Consider the following 21,131-nt stretch of genomic DNA (forward strand, 5'->3'; position numbering starts at 1 on the left):
AGAAAGCCGGCACACATGACTGCATGCCGGCTTCGATCACATCACGCGACGATGACACTCACACCGTATCGAACGGCAGCTTGCGCTGACGCTTGCCGGTCAGGGTGAACAACGCGTTGGCTACCGCCGGTGCAATCGGCGGCGTGCCGGGCTCGCCCAGGCCGGTCGGGTTGTCTTCCGACGGCACGAAGAACACGTTCACCGGCGGCGCGTCCGGCATGCGCACGGGCGGGAAATCGGTGAAGTTGCTGTTCTTGGTGGCACCGTTTTCGATGTCGATGGCAAAGCCCGGTTGAATCATCGCCAGACCGAACACGCAGGCACCCTGGATCTGCGCTTCCGCGCCCATCGGGTTGACCACGCGGTTGGCATGCACGCCTGCGGTGACGCGATGCACGCGCGGCTTGCCCTGATCGACCGACACCTCAACCACGTACGCCACCACCGATTCGAACGACGCATGCACCGCCACGCCCCAAGCCTGGCCCTTGGGCAGCTTGCGCTTGCCGTAGCCGGACTTGTCGACGGCGAGCTGCAGTGCCGCGCGATGGCGTTCATGCTCCTTGCCGGTAAAGCGCGCGAGACGGAAAGCGACCGGATCCTGCTTGGCCGCATGCGCCACCTCGTCGACCATCGTCTCCATCACGTAGGCCGTATGCGTGTGGCCCACGGAACGCCACCACAGCACCGGCACGTTTACGTCCGGGTGATGCACCGTCAGTTGCAGCGGGAAGCCGTAGTCGTTTTCAACCACGCCCTCGACCATGGTTTCATCCACACCGTTCTTGACCATGAAGGCCTCGAACGGCGTGCCCTTGAGGATCGACTGACCGACGATCACGTGGTCCCAGCCGACAACCTTGCCGCTGTTGTCCACGCCCACGTTGACGCGGTGCAGATGCATCGGGCGGTAATAGCCACCGCGGATGTCGTCTTCGCGGCTCCAGATCACCTTGACGGGGCCGTTGTGCCCGGCCGCCGCATAGGCCTTCGCCACGTTGGCCGCTTCCACCACGTAGTCCGACGTGGTGATCGCGCGCCGGCCAAAACCGCCGCCCGCCATCATCGTGTTCAGCTCGATCTTCTCGGGCGATACGCCGAGCACCTTGGCGATGGCCCCTTGGTCGATGGTCTGGAACTGCGAGCCGACCCACACCTTCGCGCCCGTGGTCTTGCCGCCGTCTTTCTGCAGATCGATCGTGCAGTTCAGCGGCTCCATGGGCGCGTGCGCCAGATACGGGAATTCGTAATCGGCCTGAATGCGCGTCGCGGCAGATTGGATTGCGCTCATGTCGGCAGCCTTGGCCACCGTGCCGGGCTGGCCGGCGAGCTTCTTGTATTCCGCCATCAGCGCGGGCGTCGACACCGTCGAGCCGGCGTCTTCCCACGTGACCTGCAGCGCGTCGCGGCCCTGCTTGGCCGGCCAATAGCCGTCAGCAATCACGGCCACGCCCGTGCCGCCACGGTCGGTCGGGATCTGCAGCACATCGACCACGCCCTTCACCGCCTTGGCCGCAGCCGCGTCGTACTTGGCCACCTTGCCGCCAAAGCGCGGCGGGCGGGCCAGCACGGCCACCTTCATGTTGGGCAGGCGCGTGTCGAGGCCAAACTTGAGCGAGCTGTCGAGCTTCGCACGTGCATCCAGACGTGGCGTCGGCTTGCCGACAATGCGGAACTGCGACGGGTTCTTCAGCGTGACCTGCGCCGGCACCGGCAGCGCCATCGCCGCCTGGGCCAGTTCGCCATACGTGGCGCGGTGGGTGCCCGACGTGACCACGCCATTGGCGGTGCGGCACGTGGAAGGATCGACCTTCCAGCGTTCCGCCGCCGCCGAGATCAACATGGCACGTGCCCGGCCGCCCAACTCGCGGTACTGCTGGAACGAGTGGTTCAGCGCGGTCGAACCGCCCGTCATTTGAATGCCAAAGCCCGGGTCCTTGTACGGATCGCCAGCTGGCGCCAACATGCCGCGCACGTTGCGCCAGTCCACGTCGAGTTCTTCAGCCAGCGCCATCGGCAATGCCGTATGCACGCCTTGACCGAACTCAAGCCGGTTGACCGCCACCGTGACAGTGTTGTCCGGCGCAATGATGATGAACGCCTGGGGCGGCGAAGGCGGCTTGGCCTTGGCGTCCTGCGCACCCGCCAGTATCGGGGCCACACCCAGCGCCAGTCCGCCGCCGGCCAGCGTCGTGAGTTTCAGAAAACTGCGTCGGTCAAACGTTGCCGCACCGGCATCCGCAGACGCCGGTTGATGTTGCGCGCCGCCACCGGCCAGCGCTTCAAGATTTCGAATACGCATCGTGAATTCTCCGGTGGGGCTCAGGCCAGCGATTTCGCTGCATCGTGAATGGCTGCGCGAATGCGTTGGTACGTCGCGCAGCGGCACAGGTTACCGGCCATCGCGCTATCGATATCGGCGTCGGTCGGCTTCTTCTTGGTGCGCAGCAAACCCACCGCGCTCATCATCTGGCCGCTCTGGCAGTAGCCGCATTGCGCCACGTCGTGCTTGACCCACGCGTCGAGCACCGCCTTGCCGACCTTGTCGTCGGCGATGTGTTCAGACGTGGTGATCTGCTGGCCGGCCACTGCAGAGATGGGCAGCACGCAACTGCGCGTGGGCTGGCCGTTCAGATGCACCGTGCAGGCGCCGCACGAAGCGACACCACAACCGAATTTCGTGCCAGTCAGACCGAGGTTGTCGCGCAACGCCCAGAGTAGCGGCGTCGACGGATCAGCATCAACTTCCACCGGTTTGCCGTTGATGTTCAACGTGACCATTGGGGGATTCTCCTTGTGGGGCGTGAAGGGGTCTTGCCGTTATAGACCCTTTGATATAGCGGGCTGTCGGCATGGACGGGGTGTATTAAAGCAGGTTCGGATAGGTTCTGCTGGCGCCCACGTCACATGGTTTCTGGCGGGCAGCACACGTTTTCGTTGGCTCTCGATCTGGTGTTTCATTTGCCCCAAAAAAACCGTCCGGAATCCGCCCACCCAACTTGACAACACCCCGCCGTCACCATCACTATCGCCAAATGCATTCTCAGCAGACCACCTTCCGTACCGCTCCTGCCCGCACCCTCTTGTGCGTGCGCGGTCTGCTATCCGCTTCTCTACTACGCGTGTAAGCGCGTAGATCTCTCTTTCCCCCTCGTTCCGGTATTTGATCGGTCCGTGCCTTAACCGGCGACGGGCCTTGTGTGTGGCGCAATCTGTGCGCCAAATCGTTGGAGCCTCTCATGCCTGCCTCGATCCTGCTTTCGCTACGACTACCGAGCGGTTGCCAGACCACGCGCCCGTGGCTGTCTGGCCGCCACATCCCGAACCCGATTCCGGCCACCCCGGACGCCGCCCGCGCGGCTGTCCCCTTTGTACGAAACCGATCTCGATCTCACAGGACGCACACACCATGTTGAAGAACCCCAGCACCAAATACCGCCCCTTCCCCGCCATCGCCCTCGCCGATCGCACCTGGCCCAACAAGACCATCACCCGTGCACCCATCTGGATGAGCACGGATTTGCGGGATGGCAACCAGGCCCTGTTCGAGCCCATGAACGCCGAGCGCAAGATGCGCATGTTCAAGATGCTCGTGCAGATTGGCTTCAAGGAAATCGAAGCCGCTTTCCCCGCCGCCTCCCAAACCGATTTTGATTTTGTGCGCGAGCTGATCGAGGGTGGACACATCCCCGACGGCGTGGCCATCGAAGTGCTCACGCAAGCGCGAGAAGACCTCATCCGCCGCACGATGGAATCGCTGCGGGGCGCCAAGCGCGCCATCATCCACGTCTACAACGCAACCGCGCCGGTGTTCCGCCGCACGGTGTTCAACACTGACCGCGAGGGCGTCAAGCGCATTGCCGTGCAAAGCGCCAAGCTGATCCGCGAGATTGCGGAAACGATGCCCGAGACGCAGTGGACATACCAATACAGCCCCGAAGTCTTCAGCGGCACCGAACTGGATTTCGCGCTGGAGGTTTGCAACGCGGTAACCGAAGTCTGGGAGCCGACGCCCGAGCACAAGATCATCTTCAACCTGCCGGCCACGGTGGAGATGGCCACGCCAAACATCTACGCCGACCAGATCGAATGGATGCACCGCAACCTGGCGCGCCGTGATTCGATCATCCTCTCCGTGCATCCGCACAATGACCGCGGCACGGCCGTGGCTGCGGCTGAACTGGCCGTGATGGCCGGCGCCGACCGCGTGGAAGGGTGCCTGTTCGGCAACGGCGAGCGCACCGGCAACGTGGATCTCGTCACGCTTGCGTTGAACCTGTACTCGCAGGGCGTTGATCCGGAGTTGGATTTCTCGCACATCAATGACGTGGCACGGACCTGCGAAGACTGCACGCAACTGCCGGTGCACCCGCGCCATCCGTACGTAGGCGATCTGGTGTTCACGGCGTTCTCGGGTTCGCACCAGGACGCAATCAAGAAGGGCTTTGCAGTGCAGAAACCCGATGCGCTGTGGGAAATGCCCTATCTGCCGATTGACCCGGCCGACGTGGGCCGCACGTATGACTCGATCATTCGCGTGAACAGCCAGTCGGGCAAGGGCGGCATCGCCTATTTGCTGGAATCCGGCTATGGCGTTGCCATGCCGCGCCGCCTGCAGGTGGAATTCAGCAGCACCGTGCAACAGCTGACCGATGAAAGCGGCCGCGAAGCCACGGGCGCCGACATCTGGGCACTGTTCCAGCAGACCTATCTGCGCGGCGATGGCGCGATCGGCTACGTATCGCATCGCCTGACCGAGCGCGATGACGGCAGCCAGCATATCCGCCTGGTGGTGAACATTGCAGACCGCGAGCACATCTGCGAAGGCACCGGCAACGGGCCGCTGGATGCGCTGGTGCATGCGCTGTCGCACGTGCTGGCGGCACCCGTGTCGATCCATCACTACGAGGAACGTGCGCTGGGTCAGGGCGCCAACGCCGATGCCATCGCATTTGCAGAAATGGCTGCGCCGGGCGTGGCGGGCAGCGTATTCGGCGTGGGCGTGGATGCAAACCTGACAACGGCATCGATTCGCGCCGTGGTGGGCGGCGTGAATCGCCTGATCGCACGGGCCGGTGACGGCATGCTGCGCAGCGGCAAAAGCGAGGCGGAAGCGGTGTAACGCACAAGTCCGGCTCACGCAGTGGAGCGCGAGTTGCTAAATTGGAGAGATGGGTCTCGGGCAGCGCCCGGGCTCATCCTTTCCCAAGCGCGCCCGCGTGCACATCCACTGCCACAGGAGAACCGACATGACCACTCGTCCGACCGCGAAAGAGAATGCCAAGCGATTTGCCAGTGTGATCCAGGCGCTGCAGGCATGCGAGGCCGCTTGCACTCATTGCGCGACGGAATCCGGCAAGAATGGCCACGCCGAAGCCATGGCGCGCTGCATCGGCGTGTGCACGGATTGCGCGGAATACTGCGCTCTCACGCGCAAATTCCTCGAGCGCAATAGCGAATTCGCAGAACTGCTGTTGGAAGACTGCGCCGAGATCTGTTCTCAGTGCGCCGAAGAATGCGATCATCACGGCCAGGGCCATTGCAGCGCCTGTGCAACCGCCTGCCGCGCCTGCCTGGACGCCTGCCTGAAAGTCGCCGGCGTTGAAGCCGTCACCGCTGAGCCGACTGTTTTCTGATTCTTTTTTCAACGCGTATGAAAATTGGCGAACTCGCCCAGCGCACGGGCATCAGCATCGAGACCATCCGCTTCTATGAAGCGCAGGGCTTGCTGCCCCCGCCGGCGCGGGCCGCCAACAATTACCGCGTCTACACGCCTGAGCATGTCGAGCTGCTGGCCTTCATTGCGAAGTGCCGGTCGCTCGATATGGCGCACACCGAAATCCGCCGGCTGCTTGAGTTGCAGGCCAACCCGCAGGCGTCGTGCGAAGAGATCAACAACCTGCTGGACGAACACCTGCGTCACGTTGAAGCGCGCATCGCCGAACTGACCGATCTCAAAGGTCAGATCGAGGCGATCGGGCAACGCTGCACGACGGCCGCATCCGTGGCTGAGTGCGGCGTGCTGCAATCGCTGCACGAAGAGCCCGTCGCCGCCAATCATCACGGCCACAGCCATGAACATGGCGAGGGCGAACACGCGCACCGGCATATTCGCGGCGTGCATCGCTGAGCTGTCTTTTTCCATGCTGGGCACGTCACTTTGACGTGCGCTTTGACGTGCGATACTCGCCGCATTTCACGACACGTGGGTGAGGCGGATGAAGACGAAACCGACTGCAGCAGCACGATTCCAGCATCGACAACGCGTGGCATGCGCGGCGCTTGGCGCGATCGCGTCTGCCGCGGCTGTCACGGCGCAGGCAGCAACGCCTTCGCGCATCACCGATGTCACGTTGTATCCGGATAGCGCCACCGTCGTGCGCACGGCCACGGTGGCCACAGGCGCCCGCAGCGTAGAACTGACCTGTCTGCCGATGACGTTCGACGCAGACAGCCTGCGTGTGGAAAGCGACAGCAGCATCCGCGTGGGCGATGTGCGCGTAGAGAGCATTCCCAGCGAAGGCAGCGGCTGCGCCAGAACGGCGCTGGACACACAAATCCGCACGCTGGAAGACCAGCGCGCCGCGCTTGGCGTGCAGATCCAGGCGAATGCGCTGTCAGCCAGCTACCTGAAGGCCGTGAGCGAACGCACGGGCGGCGATGGGCGCGCACCGGCCACGGATTTTTCCACGCTGGGCCGCGCGACCGACGCGCTGGCACGCAACGCACAAGACGTCTTTACCCGCCAGGAACAACTGAAGAAGCGCGATGCTGAATTGAAGGCGCAGCTTGACGCGCTGCAACGCACGCACGGCTCGGCGTCCGGCACGCTGCGCACGGTGCGCATTGCCGTGGCGGCACCGCGCGGCGGTGAATTGCGCGTCAGCTATCAGACATCGCGTGCGGGCTGGCGGCCGGCGTATCAGGCGAGCGTGGATTCGCTACGTTCGAACGTTGTCGTCGAGCGGCAGGCCACGCTTGCGCAATCCACCGGCGAGGACTGGCGCGGCGTGCATCTGCGCCTGTCGACGGGCCAGCCGCGCAACACGCCGCGCGGGCCGGAGCCGTATGCGTGGCAATTGGATATTCAGCCACCGCCGCAAGCGATGCCCTACCCCGCCGCACCTGCAGCGGCGATGGCACCAGCACCCAAGGCCAGATTCGGCCGGAACAATGAGCAACGTGAGGCAGACAGCGAGCCGCTATTCGAAGTGAACGCCGTCCAGACAGCCTTTGCCACCGAGTTCGATGTGCCAGGCGCTGCCGAACTGCCCTCCGACGCCCAGAAGGTCACGCTCACGTTGGCCAGCGAAACGCTGCCCGCCAAGCTGGCGGCACGCAGCACCCCGCGCATGGACACCACGGCGTACCTCGTTGCGACGGTGGACCGCCCGCAAGGCATCTGGCCCGCCGGCAACATGCAGTTGCGCCGCGATGGCGCGGTGGTGGGCAGCACACAGTGGAATCCGGCAGGCGAAGACCAGAAGGTCACGCTGCCCTTTGGCCGCGACGACCTCGTGAGCGTGGTGGTGGAAACACCGAAGACATTCCAACGCAGCGTGGGCCTGCTCGATAACCGCAACGAGCGCCAGTTGGCGGCGCTTTACACGGTACGTAACCGCCACCGTGACGCGATCGACGTGCAGATCCTGGAAGCCACGCCGGTCAGCCAGTCCGACGATATCAAGGTGCGCTCGACCTTCTCGCCGGAACCCGCCAAGCGCAACTGGGAACGCCGCCCCGGTGTGATCGCATGGGAGCAGACAATTCCGGCCGGCGAAAGCGCGCGCTTTTCGGCCGATTACCAGATCACCTACCCGAAAGACGCGCGCATCACCGGCTTGCGCTGATCGCGTTGCCCCGCGCGCGCCGGCAAATCAGGCGCGCGTGCGCATCACGCGCAGGCCGTTGAACACCACCAGCAGGCTCGCGCCCACGTCGGCGAAGATCGCCATCCACAACGTCGCGTCGCCCATCACAGCCAGCGCCAGAAACACCGCCTTGATGCCCAGCGCCAGCACAATGTTCTGACGCAGCACGGCCACCGTGCGCCGGCTGATGCGGATGAAGCTGGCGAGCTTGCGCGGGTCGTCGTCCATGATGGCCACGTCGGCCGCTTCCAGCGCGGTAGCGGTACCTGCGGCGCCCATGGCGAAACCGATATCGGCGCGCGCAAGTGCGGGGGCATCGTTGATGCCATCGCCGACCATGCCGACGAAGCCGTGCTGTGCGGCAAGCTCACCCACCACGCGTTGCTTGTCGGCGGGGAGCTGCTCTGCGTGCACGTTGTCGATGCCGACCGTCTTGGCGATGGCCTGTGCGGCGCGGCGGTCGTCGCCGGTGAGCATGACGGGCGTCACGTCCAGTGCGCGCAATGCGGCGATGGCCTCGGCGCTTTCGGCACGCTCGCGATCACGCACGCCGAACAGCGCCACGACACCGTTCGCGTTGCATAGCGTGACGGCGGACATACCCTCCGCTTGCAGTGACTCGGCGGCAGCACGCCAGGCGGAGGTATCAAAGCCACGCTCCGCGACGAGCGCCGCATTGCCAAGATGCCAGCGCACACCGTTGAGCGTGCCCGCCACACCACGACCCGGCAGCACCGACAGGTCTTCCACCGCATTCGCATCGACCGCACCGTGCGCCGCAGCGGCCTGCACGATGGCCACGGCGATCGGGTGCGTGGTGTTGGCATCCAGCGCTGCCGCCACTGTCAATGCACGCAACTGCGTGGTGTCGGTTGCGGCGTTCAGATCTACGACGGCGCGGCGTGCGCCATCGGGCAGCATCACCGTATCCAGCACCGGGCGGCCGGCGGTGAGCGTGCCGGTCTTGTCCAGCGCCAGCGCGCGCAGGCGCCGGCCGCTTTCCAGATACACGCCGCCTTTCACGACGATGCCGCGGCGCGCCGCAGCGGCCAGGCCGCTGACCACCGTCACCGGCGTGGAGATCACCAGCGCGCACGGGCAGGCGATCACCAGCAGCACCAGCGCGCGATACGTCCACGCCAGCCAACCGTCGGCGGTGACCAGCGGGCCGATGACGGCCACCGCCAACGCCAGCAACATCATCGCGGGCGTATAGATGGAAGAGAATTTGTCGACAAAGCGCTGCGTTGGCGCGCGCTGCGATTGCGCTTGCTGAATGGCGCCGGCGATACGCGCCAGCGTGCTGTCCGCAGCCACCGCCGTGGCCTGTGCCTCGACCACGCCGTCGGTCACGATGGTGCCGGCAAGGATGGTGTCGCCAATGGCTTTTTCCACCGGCAGGCTTTCGCCGGTGACGGGCGATTCGTCCAGCGCGGCGCGGCCGCTCACGATGCGGGCGTCGACCGGCACGCGGCTGCCGGTGCGCACACGCAGGCGCGCGCCAACGGCAACGCTGTCGACAGCCACGTCGCGCCAACCGCCTGCACCATCGGCCAACTCTGCGGTGTCCGGCGCGATGGCGGTAAGAGCGCGCACAGCGTCGCGGGCCCGCACCAGCGCGCGCGCCTCGATGGCTTCTGCTACGGCAAACAGGAAGATCACCATGGCGGCTTCGGCCCACTTGCCGATCAGCAGCGCGCCGATGACGGCCACCGCCATCAGGAAGTTGATATTGAACGTGAGCGCGCGCACAGCGATCCAGCCCTTGCGCAGCGTCGGGCCGCCAGCCAATGCAATGGAGGCTAACGCCAGGGCCAGCACCGGCCACGCATGATCACCAAGCGACCAGGCGATGGCTTCCGCCCCGAACGCGGTCACGCCGCCGATACCGAGCAGCCACGTGCGGCGCGAGATACGGGACGGCTCCGCAGGCGCTGCGGCCAGGCGATCGCGCTGTTCAAGCACCTCGCCATCCATGCCGATGGCACGCAGCGCTTCCAGGAAGGGCGCCACATCGTCAACGGTGTGGTGGATGGTGAGATGCCGCTCCAGCAAGTTGAAATCCAGCGCGACAACGCCGTCGGCGCTGCCCAGCTTGGCGCGGATCATCCGTTCTTCAGTCGGGCAATCCATCTGCTCGATGCGCACGACGGTGCGGCCGGTAGCGGCTGCGCGCGCTTCGGCATCTAAGGGCGCCGCGGCTTCGGGCGCTTGGCCGTGATCATGATCGTGGTGGTCGTGATCGTGATGATCGTGGCCATGATCATGCGCAGGTTGGGCGGCGTCCCTTGCGACCGGTTGCGCATGACCGCAGCAACCGCCGCAGCCGGAGGCTTCCGGCTTGGCGTGGTCGTGGACAGGCAGGGCGGAGGCGAGATCGGGTTTCATGCCTCCATTCAAAACCCTGAAGAAGCTTCAGGGTCAAGCCCCGCATTACCGTGACGTCAGATGAGGTCTTTCGTCCACTTGGTGACGATGGCGCGGGCTTCTGGCCAGTCACCGAGGCCCGATTCGGCATTGATATGGCCGCGCGCGCCCAGGTTGACGGGCTCCGCACCCCACGTCTCGGCTTGGCTGTGGCTCCAGGCGGCGTCGCTGAATGGATCGTCGGTGCTGAAAACGAGCACAGCGGGAAACGGCAAACGCTGCTGCGGAATGGGGCGGAAGTCGGCCAGCTCCGGCGGCATGCCGGCGCGATCGAGCTGTGGCGGTGCGACCAACAAGGCCCCGCGCACCCGCACGGCACGCGCCGACGTGGCCGCCCAATGCGCCGTCAGCACGCAGCCCAGGCTGTGCGCCACCAAAACGACATCGCCAGGTGCTGCGCTGACTTCGGCTTCCAGCGCGGCCATCCAATCCGCACGCGTGGGGACAAACCAGTCGCGCTGTTCAACACGGCGATCACCATGCAGGCGTTCCCAGCGCGATTGCCAATGCTCGGGGCCGGAGTTCTGCCAGCCCGGCAGGATGAGGACGGTGGGGGTAGCGCTCACGGTGGCTCCGTCGGTAGAAGGTTGGATTGGAATGCAGAACATTCTGCCGCGATTTGGCAGGCGGCGTTGGCAGCACTCATCGACAAAACCGCTCAATCGATCCAAATATTCTGTTTCACAGGCAGATTGCCAACTTCTAGAGTCGCTCTGAAATCCCGCCAACAGGGATTCCGAATCCTAGGGTCCATCGACCCCTCACTCGGAGGAGACCATGCTCGCACTGCTCGGGCTGCTGACCATCGTCGCACTGTTTGTCGTCATCCTGACCAAACGCATGTCGCCGCTGGTCGCGCTCATCGCCATTCCCGTCATCGCCGCGCTTGTGGGCGGCTTCGGGCTCAACACCAGCAAGTTCATCATCGGCGGCATCAAGGACGTCGCGCCCGTCGCGGGGATGTTCATCTTCGCCATCCTGTACTTCGGCATCGTGACGGACGCCGGCATGCTCGACCCGATCATCGACCGCATCCTGCGCACCGTGGGCAGCCGCCCGCCACGCATCGTGGTGGGCTCGGCGCTGCTGGCGCTGCTGATTCACCTGGACGGCTCGGGCGCGGTGGCGTTCCTGATCACCATTCCGGCCATGTTGCCGCTGTACGACCGGCTCGGCATGGACCGCCGCATCCTGGCGTGCGTGACGTCGATGGCGTGCGGCGTGAACTTCCTGCCGTGGACGGGGCCGATGATCCGCGCTTCCGCATCACTGCACATGCCCGTGACAGACATCTTCAACCCGCTGATTCCGGTGCAGATTGCGGGGCTCGTTTTTGTATTCGCGTGCGCATGGCTGCTGGGCAAGCGCGAAGAAAAACGCCTGGGTCTCGCCAACCATGCCGGCGGCGCGCAAGTCGTTGCGCGCCCGCTGTCAGACGCTGAACAAGCGCTGCGCCGCCCACGCAATTTCTGGATCAACCTCATCCTCACCGTCGTGGTGATGGGCGTGATGGTGAGCGGCAAGGTCGACCCGGTGGTGATGTTCATGCTGGGCGTCGTGGCCGCGTTGCTGATCAACTACCCCAACGTCGATCAGCAACGCCAGCGCGTGGACGCCCACGCCAAGGCTGCCCTGATGATGGCGAGCATCCTGCTGGCGGCCGGCGTGTTCACCGGCATCATGAGCAAGTCCGGCATGCTCACCGCAATGGCGAAGACGGCGGTCGACTTCATTCCGCCCGGGATGGCGCACCACATTCCGGTGGTGCTGGGCGTGCTGTCGATGCCGCTGTCGCTGCTGTTCGATCCGGATTCGTTCTACTTCGGTGTGCTGCCCGTCGTGGCAGAAGCATCGAAGATGCTGGGCGTTGCGCCGGTGCATGTGGCGCAGGCCGCCGTGCTTGGCCAGATGACCACCGGCTTCCCGGTCAGCCCGCTCACACCGGCGACGTTCCTCGTGGTGGGCCTGTGCGGCATCGAGCTGGCCGACCATCAGAAATTCTCGATCCCCTTCCTGTTCGGTGCCTCCCTGCTGATGACCGCAGTGGCCGTGGTGCTGGGCGTGCTTCCGTGGTGATGGCATGAAGACCGCGTTGAAAACACTCCGCATCGGCGGCGGCGCCGGATATTCGGGCGACCGTATCGAACCGGCGCTGGAACTCGCAGAGCACGGCGACATCGACGTGCTGATGTTCGAATGCCTGGCCGAGCGCACCATCGCGCTCGCGCAGCAGGTGCGCCGCAAAGACCCCTCGCACGGCTACGACCCGCTGCTCGAAGCGCGCATGCGCGCCGTGCTGCCGGCGTGCGCGGCGCGCGGCATCCGCATCGTCACCAACATGGGCGCGGCCAACCCGCAGGCGGCTGCCGAGCGCACGCGCGACATCGCACACGAGCTGGGCCTCAAGCTGCGCGTGGCGGCCGTCACCGGCGACGATGTATTCGATCTGCTGCGAGCCCGCGGCCAGGACTTCACGCTGATGGATGACGGCGCGCCAGTCGCATCGCTGCAGGCACGTATGGTGTCGGCCAATGCGTACCTCGGCGCGCAGGGCATTGTCGATGCGCTGGCGCAGGGCGCGGACGTCGTCATCACCGGGCGCGTGGCCGATCCGGCGCTCGCGCTCGGGCCGCTCATCCACGCATTTGGATGGCGCATGGACGACTGGCATCGCCTGGGATGCGGCACGCTTGCCGGGCATCTGCTCGAATGCGCGGGGCAAATCACGGGCGGCTACTTTGCCGACCCCGGCATCAAGGACGTACCCGATCTCGCACGTCTGGGCTTCCCCATTGGCGAAGTCGGGGAAGACGGCTCGGTGCTCATCACCAAGGTCGCCGCGGCCGGTGGCCTTGTCACCGAAGCTACGTGCAAGGAGCAGTTGATGTACGAAATTCATGACCCGGCGCGCTACCTGACGCCTGACGTGGTGGCGGACTTCTCCAACGTGCGCATGCACGGCAGCGGCAAAGACCGCGTCGTCATTGAAGGCGCCACCGGCACCCCGCGCACGGGGCAGTTGAAGGTTTCGATCGGCTATCTCGACAGCTATATCGGCGAAGGCCAGATCAGCTATGCCGGCCCCAACGCGGTGGCCCGCGGCAAGCTGGCGCTCGACATCGTGCGCGAGCGGTTGGCGCTCACCGGCGTGCAGATGACGGAGACGCGCTTCGAGCTGATCGGCGTGGATGCACTGCACGGCGCAGCCCTTTCCCGCACCGATGCCGAACCGTACGAAGTGCGCGTGCGCGTGGCCGCGCGCACCGAGTCGATGGCCGAAGCCGTGCGCATCGGCAACGAAGTGGAAACGCTGCTGACGTGCGGCCCGTCCGGCGGCGGAGGCGCGACCAAGTGCGCGCGCGAGATCATCGCTGTGGCGTCGACGTTGATTCCCGAAGAACTTGCCCCGCACGCCGTGCACATCCTGGAGAGCTGACATGCCCCGCACCCTCCGCGACCTCGCCCACACCCGCGCCGGCGACAAGGGCGACATCTCGTGCATCTCCGTCATCGCGCTTCGTCCGGAATGCGCGGAAGAATTTGCCTTGCTTGAGCAGCACGTCACAGCCGAGCGCGTGCGCGCGCATTTCGCTGAACTCGTCCGCGGCGATGTCGAGCGCTACGTGCTGCCGCAGCTGGGCGCGCTCAACTTCGTGCTCCACGGCGCCCTGGCCGGCGGCGTGACACGCTCACTGGCGCTGGATGCGCATGGCAAGTCGCTCGCAAGCGCGCTGCTCACGCTGGAGATTCCAGGCTAAGCTGGCACACCACGCCCGGCATCGCCATGAACCTCTCGGTCAAGCAGCTCCGCGCTTTTGCCGCGCTGCGCGAGCACAAGAACTTCACGCAGGCGGCACAGACGTGCCACTTGTCGCAATCGGCATTCAGCGCGCTGATCCAGAACCTGGAGGCCGATGCCGGCGTGCGTCTGTTCGACCGCAACACGCGCCATGTTGAACTGACCCCCGAGGGCGAAGCCTTTGCCGAATCGGCGCTGCGCCTGCTGGCCGATTTCGAAGCGACGTTCTCGGAGTTGCGCGATCGTGCCGCGGCACGCACCGGGCGCGTGACGGTGGCCGCGCTGCCGTCGATCGCGGCGGGCATTCTGCCGGGCGTGCTGGCCGCGTTCTCTGCACAGCATCCGGGCATTCAACTGGCGCTGCACGATCAACTGTCGGACCCGTGCATCGACATGGTCCGGCGCGGCGCGGCGGACTTCGCCATCGCGGCCATGGGCGCCGACATGGCGGGCTTGGCCGCGCAACCGTTCTGCACCGACGACTTCCACCTCGTCTGTCACCAGGATCACCCGCTCGCACAAAAGCCGGCGCTGGCCGTGGGCGATCTCGTCGACACGCCGTTCATCCACCTCGCACGCAACACGAGCATCCGGCAATACCTCGATGCGGCGCTGCATCCGACCAAGCTGCGCAGCGGCATGGAAGTCGAACACCTTGCCACTGCGGCCGCGCTCGTGGCAGCCAACCTGGGCATCACCGTCATTCCTGCGCTGGCGCTGTTCCAGTTCCGTTTGCCGGAGCTGGTGGTGCGGCCCCTTCCCCTGCCGGGGCTCGTGCGCACGCTGTATGTCATCCGGCGCGACGGGCGTAGCCTGTCGGTGGCGGCGCAAGGGCTGCTGGACTTGCTGCTGGCGCACCCCGCGCGCGCGACGGCGTCTGTTTGACGCGGCGCAACCCGGGCACATCCGGGTGCAGCATCGCCCACCTGCGCTGCTACAGTGAGGCATTCCCATATCAATTCTGCGAGCGCCCCATGCATCAACGCATTCTTGCCGCTTTTGACGGCACTCATGAAGCCCACTTGGCGGTCGAGGAAGCCGCCGCCCTGGCCCGAGCATTCAACGGCCGGGTCCGGGTCGTGTGGGCGATCGGATCGCCGGCCATGCCGGAGTCGCGCGAAATCTACAGCGTCGACAAATTGCGCGAAGAGGCACACCGCACGGCCAGCGCATCGCTGGTCGAATTGCAGCGCCTGTTCGACGCTGACGGCACCGCTGCTGAAACCGGCGTGCTGATGCTCGACGCCACCGACGACGACATCGGCCACGCCCTCGAGCACGAGGCCGAGCGCTGGCAGGCCGACACCATCGTGGTGGGCTCGCACGGCAAGCACGGGCTCGCGCGCCTTCTGCTGGGCAGCGTGGCCGAGCGCACGGCGCGCCTGTCGCACCGCACCGTCATCGTGGTACGTGCCCAGCACCCAGACCTCGATGCCGGCTGATCTTGTCTGAAGTCGAATAGCTCCACTATGCAACTTGTTGCATAGAAAAAGACGGCTGTGCTATGTTGCATCCCACGTTGATGCAATCCGTTGCACTTTCTGCTCAGGAGCCAGCATGCCGCAGCCGATTCCCCAGACATTGATCGCCCCCGCGCAAGCCACGCTCGAGGCTTGGCATGCCATGCTCGACAGCGGCAACATGGACGATCTCGACCGGCTGTTTGCCGACGAAGTGGTCTTCCGATCACCCGTGGCGCATACGCCTTACCCGGGCCGCACGGCAACCACGCTGGTGCTGCGCACCGTCAACACTGTCTTCGAAGACTTCAAATACCACCGCAGCTTCGCCACCGACGAGGGCCTAAGCGTGGTGCTGGAATTCAGCGCCAACGTGAGCGGCAAGGCCCTCAAGGGCATCGACATGGTGCGCTTCAACGCTGAAGGCAAGATCGTCGAGTTCGAAGTCATGGTCCGCCCGGCCACCGGCTTGCAGGCACTCGGCGCGGCCATGGGCGCCAAGCTGGGCGACAAGATCGGCCTGCTCAAGGCCGGCGCCTGAACGCCTTTCCCTGATTTAGACCCCAATTCCATACCAAGACCAACGGAGACTGCCATGTCGCTGCCGCCGATCCTGCAAAACCGCCTGTCCGTGCCCGTGGTGGGCTCGCCGCTGTTCATCATTTCCAACCCCGACCTCGTGATCGCGCAGTGCAAGGCGGGCGTGGTTGGCTCGTTCCCGGCGCTCAATGCGCGGCCGGCCGAGCTGCTGGAGACCTGGCTGCAGCGAATCACCACGGAGCTGGCCGAATACGACGCGCAGCACCCCGACAAGCCGTCGGCACCGTTTGCCGTCAACCAGATCGTGCACAAGTCGAACGACCGCCTGGAGCATGACCTGGAGCTGTGCGTGAAGTACAAGGTGCCCATCGTCATCACCTCGCTGGGCGCGCGTGAAGATGTGAACCAGGCGGTGCACAGCTACGGCGGCATCGTGCTGCACGACGTCATCAACAATAAGTTTGCCAAGAAGGCGATCGAGAAAGGCGCGGATGGCCTGATCGCCGTGGCGGCGGGCGCGGGCGGCCATGCGGGCACCACCTCGCCGTTTGCGCTGATCCATGAAATTCGCGAATGGTTCGATGGCCCGCTGCTGCTGTCGGGCGCGATCGCCAACGGCAATGCGATCCTGGCAGCATTGGCAGCTGGTGCGGACCTGGCCTACGTCGGATCTGCGTTCATCGCTACCGAAGAAGCCAACGCGATCGAGGGCTACAAGCAAGCGATCGTGGAAAGCACCGCCAGCGATATCGTCTACACGAACCTGTTCACCGGCGTGCACGGCAACTACCTGCGCAAGAGCATCGAAGGCGCCGGCCTGGACCCGGACGCGCTACCGGAATCGGACCCGAGCAAGATGAACTTCGGCTCTGGCGGCGGTGCCAAGGCCAAGGCATGGAAGGACATCTGGGGCGCCGGCCAAGGCGTGGGCGCGGTCAAGCGTGTGGTGCCGGCAGCGGAACTCGTCAAGCGCTTTGCCGAAGAGTTCGAGGTGGCACGCCGTCGCCTGAACAACATCGAAGCGCTGCGCGCTCCGGCGGGTGACAAAGCGACGGTGTAAGCGGCCAGGCCCTTAGGACATCAGGGCCATCAGGCCGTTACAGAGGCTGGCTCCAGCAACGGCAGCACATCGTCTGCCCACGCGAGCCAGCCTTCTTCGTAAACGATGCCGCGCTGAAGCACTGCGTGCTGCAACTGCTGCGCACGTGTGAGATCAGACCGCGAAAAATCGCGCTGCTCGATCTCGCGGAAAGTGTTCAGGCGCGTGCGGTGCTGCTCGATCAGGCGCTGCATCTCGTCGGCAAAACCGAGCGGGCCAATCACCGCCTCGGCGCGCAGCTTCACCAGTACTTCCTCACGGTTGTCCGACGACACGGTCGGCTCCAGCACCCAGCGGGCGAGTTCGGCCTGGCCTGGCGGCAGCACGGTGTACGTCTTCTTGCGGCTGTCTTCCTCTTCTTCCACGCTCACCCAGCCGGCTTCGGCCATGCGGCCAAGCTCGCGGTAGATCTGCTGATGCGTGGCGCTCCAGAAATAGCCCATCGATTTGTCAAAGCGTCGAGCAAGCTCGTAGCCCGAGGAGGGCTTTTCCAGCAAGGATGTCAGCAGTGCGTGTTGGATGGACATGGTGGAATTTTTTTTGTAAGCCGTTGATTCTAAATGCAGAACGCTGCCCGGGTGGAAGATTTTTCCGGCAGAAACAAGGCTTTCGTGGCAATAAGGTCAAGCACTTGCCATGGCATTTTGAACAGTAATTGAAACCCGGAGACTTACATTCTCCAGTAGAAGTGGCGACTCAACTCGGAGCCCATCCGGGGCACCAGAGTCGGCGGGGAAGGAGTCTCGACGCTTCCAGGCACCGTCGCAAAGAAAGCAAATCCTTGATGCAGATCAAGTAAACCGGACATCCCTTCTCAGGTTTCCCCGCATCAGGCCGATTGGACAACCGGTGCAAAACAAAAATAAGAGTTGCGGCACTGCGCGCGATATCGCGATGCCCAATCTCTCGAACGCCAGGTCAACGCCCTGAATTACGCCCTTCGCAAAACGGAGGCGTTTGCAGTGCGAGCAGTCGTGAGCTGGTTTTACACATCACCACCATTTCGCACGAACGGCCTAGCTCGCCGGCATCAGGCGCCAACAGGGGACACGGTAAAGCCCGCCACGGGTGAAGCCGTATGAGAAAAACGAACTACGCATGACCCGGCCTACCCTTAAGCTCCAAGCCGCCTTTTTTGCCACCATCATTGTGGCCGTGCTGCTCGCTGGCTTCTTCGTCAGCCAAAAGAACAAATTTCGCGGGGAAATCCAGGCACTGGTCGGGGAGCATCAGCAAGCGCTGGTGAAGGACGTTGCCGCCGACCTGCGCCAGCGGTTGGACGAGTATCTCGATCTTGTGCAACGCACCGCCGGACAGACGCACTCCGTTCAATTTCGCTCGCCTGAAGACGTTCGGCGCTACTTCCAATCCATCGCGCCCGTGGCCGGTCTGTTCGATAGCGTTTTCCTTGTCGGCATGGATGGCAAGGTCAGTGCCATTTCTCCGCATGCGCAACGGGTGATCGGGTTAGACGTCCATGACCGGGACTATTTCAAGCAGGTCGTCGTCGTGGGTCAGCCCACGATATCGGCACCGCTGCGAAACCGCATCGGAGGGGCGCCAAACATCGTGTTGGCTGCGCCCGTCTTTGACGAGACTGGCCATATGGTCGGCGTCTTCTGCGCCTCCCTGGGCCTCCTGCGTCCGAACTTTCTGGGCGACATGCGCAACGCGCGCATCGGCGCAAACGGCTACCTATTCGTCGTGCAACGCGGTAACGACCCGGTGTTCGTCATTCACCCAGATGACACCAAGCTGCTGGCCAACACCAATACAGACCCCACAATTGCTCGCGCCCTGGCCGGCCGGCCCTTAGACGAAACGGAGCCCATGGTCAGCATGGAAAACGTCATCGCTGTCGGGTGGACGGTTGGATCGGTCATTCCGCGGGACGAAGTCGATGCACCGTTTGCGGCCATGCGGCACAGGTTTGGTTGGGCTGCGTTCTTTCTCATCATGCTGGTGGCCTGCTCCGTGTGGGGCGCGATGCATCTGCTGCTGCGCCCGCTGGGACGTCTGCATAAGGCCCTGCGCAATCCGGATCGCGATGAATGGAGCCGTTTGACCAAGCTCGATGTTGGCCCCGCATCGCCCGAAATCGAATCCATTGTCGGCAACCTGCGCGCGCTCATGGGAGAAGTCGTGCGGCAGCGAGCGGAACTCGAAGCAGTAAACGACGCATCCCCGCTCGGCTTCTTCAGAACCCGAAACGATGGCCAGACGACCTACATCAACGAGGCGTACTGTCGAATTCTTGGCCTATCGAAGGAAGCCGCGCTTGCGAATCAGTGGCGCGAACGGCTCGCCCCGGAAGACAGGCCACGCGCAGAGCACGCGTGGGATACGGCAAGAGAGAACCGGATCGTCTTCCGAGACAATCAGCGCATCTGCATACCGGGCGAGCCGGAACGGGAGATCTCGGTCACAGCTGCGCCCGTCGTCGTCGACGGAAAAGCGCGTGGATATGTCGGCGTGGTCGAAGACATCACACAACGTGTTCGAGCGGAACAGTCGATTGCCGCACTGATGTCGGTTCTAGAAGCCACTCCTGACTTCATTGCCCAAACAGATCGCGATGGCAAGCTGACCTACATTAATCCCGCCGGGCGGGCATTCGCCGGACTGCCTGCCGACAAGGCAATCAGCGAAACAACCATTGCCGATTATCACCCGCCAGAAACTGTCCGGACGCTGAGAGAGGTCGCCGTGCCGGCCGCCCTGCGGTCTGGCGTCTGGATGGGCGAAACGCTCGCGTACAACGCCAAGCGCGAAGCCGTGCCCGTGGCCCACACCGTCATCGTCCATCGCGACGCGACCGGTCGGCTGGACCACTACTCGGCAATCATGCGCGACATCAGCCAGGAAAGAGCCGCCAAGGAGGTTGTGGAACGCAACGCTGAAACCTTGCGAACAGTGACGGACGCCATGCCAGGCGAGGTGTGCTTTGTGGGAGCAGATGGCCGATATGAATTTGCCAATACGTCCTACGCCCGAAAGGTCGAAATGCCGCGTTCCAAACTCATCGGCAAAACCGTTCCGGAAGTCTTTGGCATCGCCGCATATGAGCGGTTACGCGAGCCGCTCGAAAAGGCGCTAGCAGGCAGTCCTCAACGGTTCGAGCGAGAAGAGCGCACCGGTGGGTCGCTCGCCTACAAGGAAGTGCAGTACGTTCCCCAGTTCCGGCCCGACGGTTCCGTCATTGGCGTGCACGTCCTGATCACGGACATCACAGCCCGCAAAGAGAAGGAGCTGCGTCTGAAGTCCTTGTCGGAAACCGACCATCTCACGGGCTTGCTCAATCGTGCTGGTTTCGAAGACCAGCTGGCAAAGGCCGTCTCAACTGACAACCGCCGTGAGCTGGGCGCCCTGCTGCTGATCGACTTGGACGGCTTCAAACGCGTCAACGATACCTATGGTCACGCCACTGGCGATGAGGTGCTTCGTAGCTTTGCAGACCGGCTGCGCACCGTCATGCGTCCGACGGACTTCGTTGCCCGCTTTGGCGGCGACGAGTTTGCCGTCATCGTCGGCCCCGTGAATGACGACACGTTGCATCGACTGGCCGCCCGCCTCATCTCGGTCGGCGCCAGGCCGTACAAGTTTGGCGAGGTGGTCATCGAGCTCGGTTGCAGCATCGGCGTCTCTCGCCTCCGTCACAACGTCGACCGCGCTGCAGTTGTCGCCGCTGCAGACGACGCGCTATATCGCGCCAAAAACCTGGGCAAAGGCCGCTACGAATTTGCTGACGACGTTGCTGGCGAAGTACTCGACCTCGACCCCGGCTCCGCCACGCCCGTGTAGCCGCTACGCAGCAGGCGCTACCGCAGACCCGATCCGACCGATTCGATCTGCGAACGTTACAGAGCCTCCAGTGGACGCTTTACGCACCAATTCGCCAACGCGGGTTTGATGCCGAACTCGCGCGTTTTTGCGCA

17 protein-coding genes are annotated in these 21,131 nt (G+C 64.3%); 12 read left to right on the forward strand and 5 right to left on the reverse strand.

What is annotated here, in order from left to right:
* Positions 1-58: 58 nt before the first annotated feature.
* Positions 59-2,302, reverse strand: a complete 2,244-nt coding sequence (locus tag NG898_RS18830; protein WP_252693856.1) for a xanthine dehydrogenase family protein molybdopterin-binding subunit — start codon at positions 2,300-2,302, stop codon at positions 59-61.
* A 20-nt stretch (positions 2,303-2,322) separates the two neighbouring features.
* Positions 2,323-2,781, reverse strand: coding sequence for a (2Fe-2S)-binding protein (locus NG898_RS18835; RefSeq protein WP_004631388.1), 459 nt, complete (start codon positions 2,779-2,781; stop codon positions 2,323-2,325).
* Positions 2,782-3,409: 628 nt separating this feature from the next.
* Here NG898_RS18835 and leuA point away from each other — a divergent pair.
* The 4 genes from leuA to NG898_RS18855 all read left to right on the forward strand — a co-directional run bounded on the left by leuA (position 3,410) and on the right by NG898_RS18855 (position 7,850).
* On the forward strand, positions 3,410-5,122 hold the full coding sequence (leuA, locus tag NG898_RS18840) for a 2-isopropylmalate synthase (protein WP_252693857.1): 1,713 nt from the start codon (positions 3,410-3,412) through the stop codon (positions 5,120-5,122).
* Positions 5,123-5,249: 127 nt separating this feature from the next.
* Positions 5,250-5,636, forward strand: a complete 387-nt coding sequence (locus NG898_RS18845) for a four-helix bundle copper-binding protein (RefSeq protein ID WP_092971030.1) — start codon at positions 5,250-5,252, stop codon at positions 5,634-5,636.
* Between the two features lie 17 nt (positions 5,637-5,653).
* Entirely contained in the window at positions 5,654-6,130 is a 477-nt protein-coding gene (gene cadR, locus NG898_RS18850) for a Cd(II)/Pb(II)-responsive transcriptional regulator (RefSeq protein ID WP_045205831.1), read from the forward strand.
* An 88-nt stretch (positions 6,131-6,218) separates the two neighbouring features.
* Entirely contained in the window at positions 6,219-7,850 is a 1,632-nt protein-coding gene (locus NG898_RS18855) for a mucoidy inhibitor MuiA family protein (protein ID WP_252693858.1), read from the forward strand.
* 27 nt (positions 7,851-7,877) lie between these two features.
* On the opposite strand, the gene NG898_RS18860 is transcribed toward NG898_RS18855, so the two are convergent.
* Complete coding sequence (locus NG898_RS18860) at positions 7,878-10,259, reverse strand: heavy metal translocating P-type ATPase (protein ID WP_252693859.1); 2,382 nt, start codon at positions 10,257-10,259, stop codon at positions 7,878-7,880.
* A 56-nt stretch (positions 10,260-10,315) separates the two neighbouring features.
* Entirely contained in the window at positions 10,316-10,864 is a 549-nt protein-coding gene (locus NG898_RS18865) for an RBBP9/YdeN family alpha/beta hydrolase (protein WP_252693860.1), read from the reverse strand.
* A gap of 211 nt (positions 10,865-11,075) precedes the next feature.
* Between NG898_RS18865 and NG898_RS18870 the strand changes: the two genes are divergently transcribed.
* The 7 genes from NG898_RS18870 to NG898_RS18900 all read left to right on the forward strand — a co-directional run bounded on the left by NG898_RS18870 (position 11,076) and on the right by NG898_RS18900 (position 17,157).
* Positions 11,076-12,374, forward strand: coding sequence for a CitMHS family transporter (locus tag NG898_RS18870; protein ID WP_252693861.1), 1,299 nt, complete (start codon positions 11,076-11,078; stop codon positions 12,372-12,374).
* 4 nt (positions 12,375-12,378) lie between these two features.
* Positions 12,379-13,734, forward strand: coding sequence for an acyclic terpene utilization AtuA family protein (locus tag NG898_RS18875; RefSeq protein WP_252693862.1), 1,356 nt, complete (start codon positions 12,379-12,381; stop codon positions 13,732-13,734).
* 1 nt (position 13,735) lies between these two features.
* A complete protein-coding gene (locus NG898_RS18880; protein ID WP_252693863.1) occupies positions 13,736-14,056 on the forward strand; it encodes an AtuA-related protein in 321 nt (106 codons plus the stop codon).
* Positions 14,057-14,082: 26 nt separating this feature from the next.
* A complete protein-coding gene (locus NG898_RS18885) occupies positions 14,083-14,982 on the forward strand; it encodes a LysR family transcriptional regulator (RefSeq protein WP_252693864.1) in 900 nt (299 codons plus the stop codon).
* 89 nt (positions 14,983-15,071) lie between these two features.
* Entirely contained in the window at positions 15,072-15,539 is a 468-nt protein-coding gene (locus NG898_RS18890) for a universal stress protein (protein WP_252693865.1), read from the forward strand.
* Between the two features lie 115 nt (positions 15,540-15,654).
* The gene (locus NG898_RS18895; RefSeq protein WP_252693866.1) at positions 15,655-16,098 is read left to right on the forward strand and encodes a nuclear transport factor 2 family protein; all 444 of its coding nucleotides are present in this window, start codon (positions 15,655-15,657) and stop codon (positions 16,096-16,098) included.
* A 54-nt stretch (positions 16,099-16,152) separates the two neighbouring features.
* Positions 16,153-17,157, forward strand: a complete 1,005-nt coding sequence (locus NG898_RS18900; RefSeq protein WP_092971020.1) for an NAD(P)H-dependent flavin oxidoreductase — start codon at positions 16,153-16,155, stop codon at positions 17,155-17,157.
* Between the two features lie 29 nt (positions 17,158-17,186).
* Here NG898_RS18900 and NG898_RS18905 read toward each other — a convergent pair whose 3' ends face one another.
* Complete coding sequence (locus NG898_RS18905) at positions 17,187-17,723, reverse strand: PadR family transcriptional regulator (RefSeq protein ID WP_252693867.1); 537 nt, start codon at positions 17,721-17,723, stop codon at positions 17,187-17,189.
* A 571-nt stretch (positions 17,724-18,294) separates the two neighbouring features.
* Between NG898_RS18905 and NG898_RS18910 the strand changes: the two genes are divergently transcribed.
* Positions 18,295-20,997 (forward strand): PAS domain-containing protein, encoded by a 2,703-nt coding sequence (locus NG898_RS18910; RefSeq protein ID WP_252693868.1) that lies wholly within the window; start codon positions 18,295-18,297, stop codon positions 20,995-20,997.
* Positions 20,998-21,131: the final 134 nt, after the last annotated feature.

The sequence above is a fragment of the Ralstonia mojiangensis genome (assembly GCF_023955645.1).
GTDB lineage: Bacteria > Pseudomonadota > Gammaproteobacteria > Burkholderiales > Burkholderiaceae > Ralstonia > Ralstonia mojiangensis.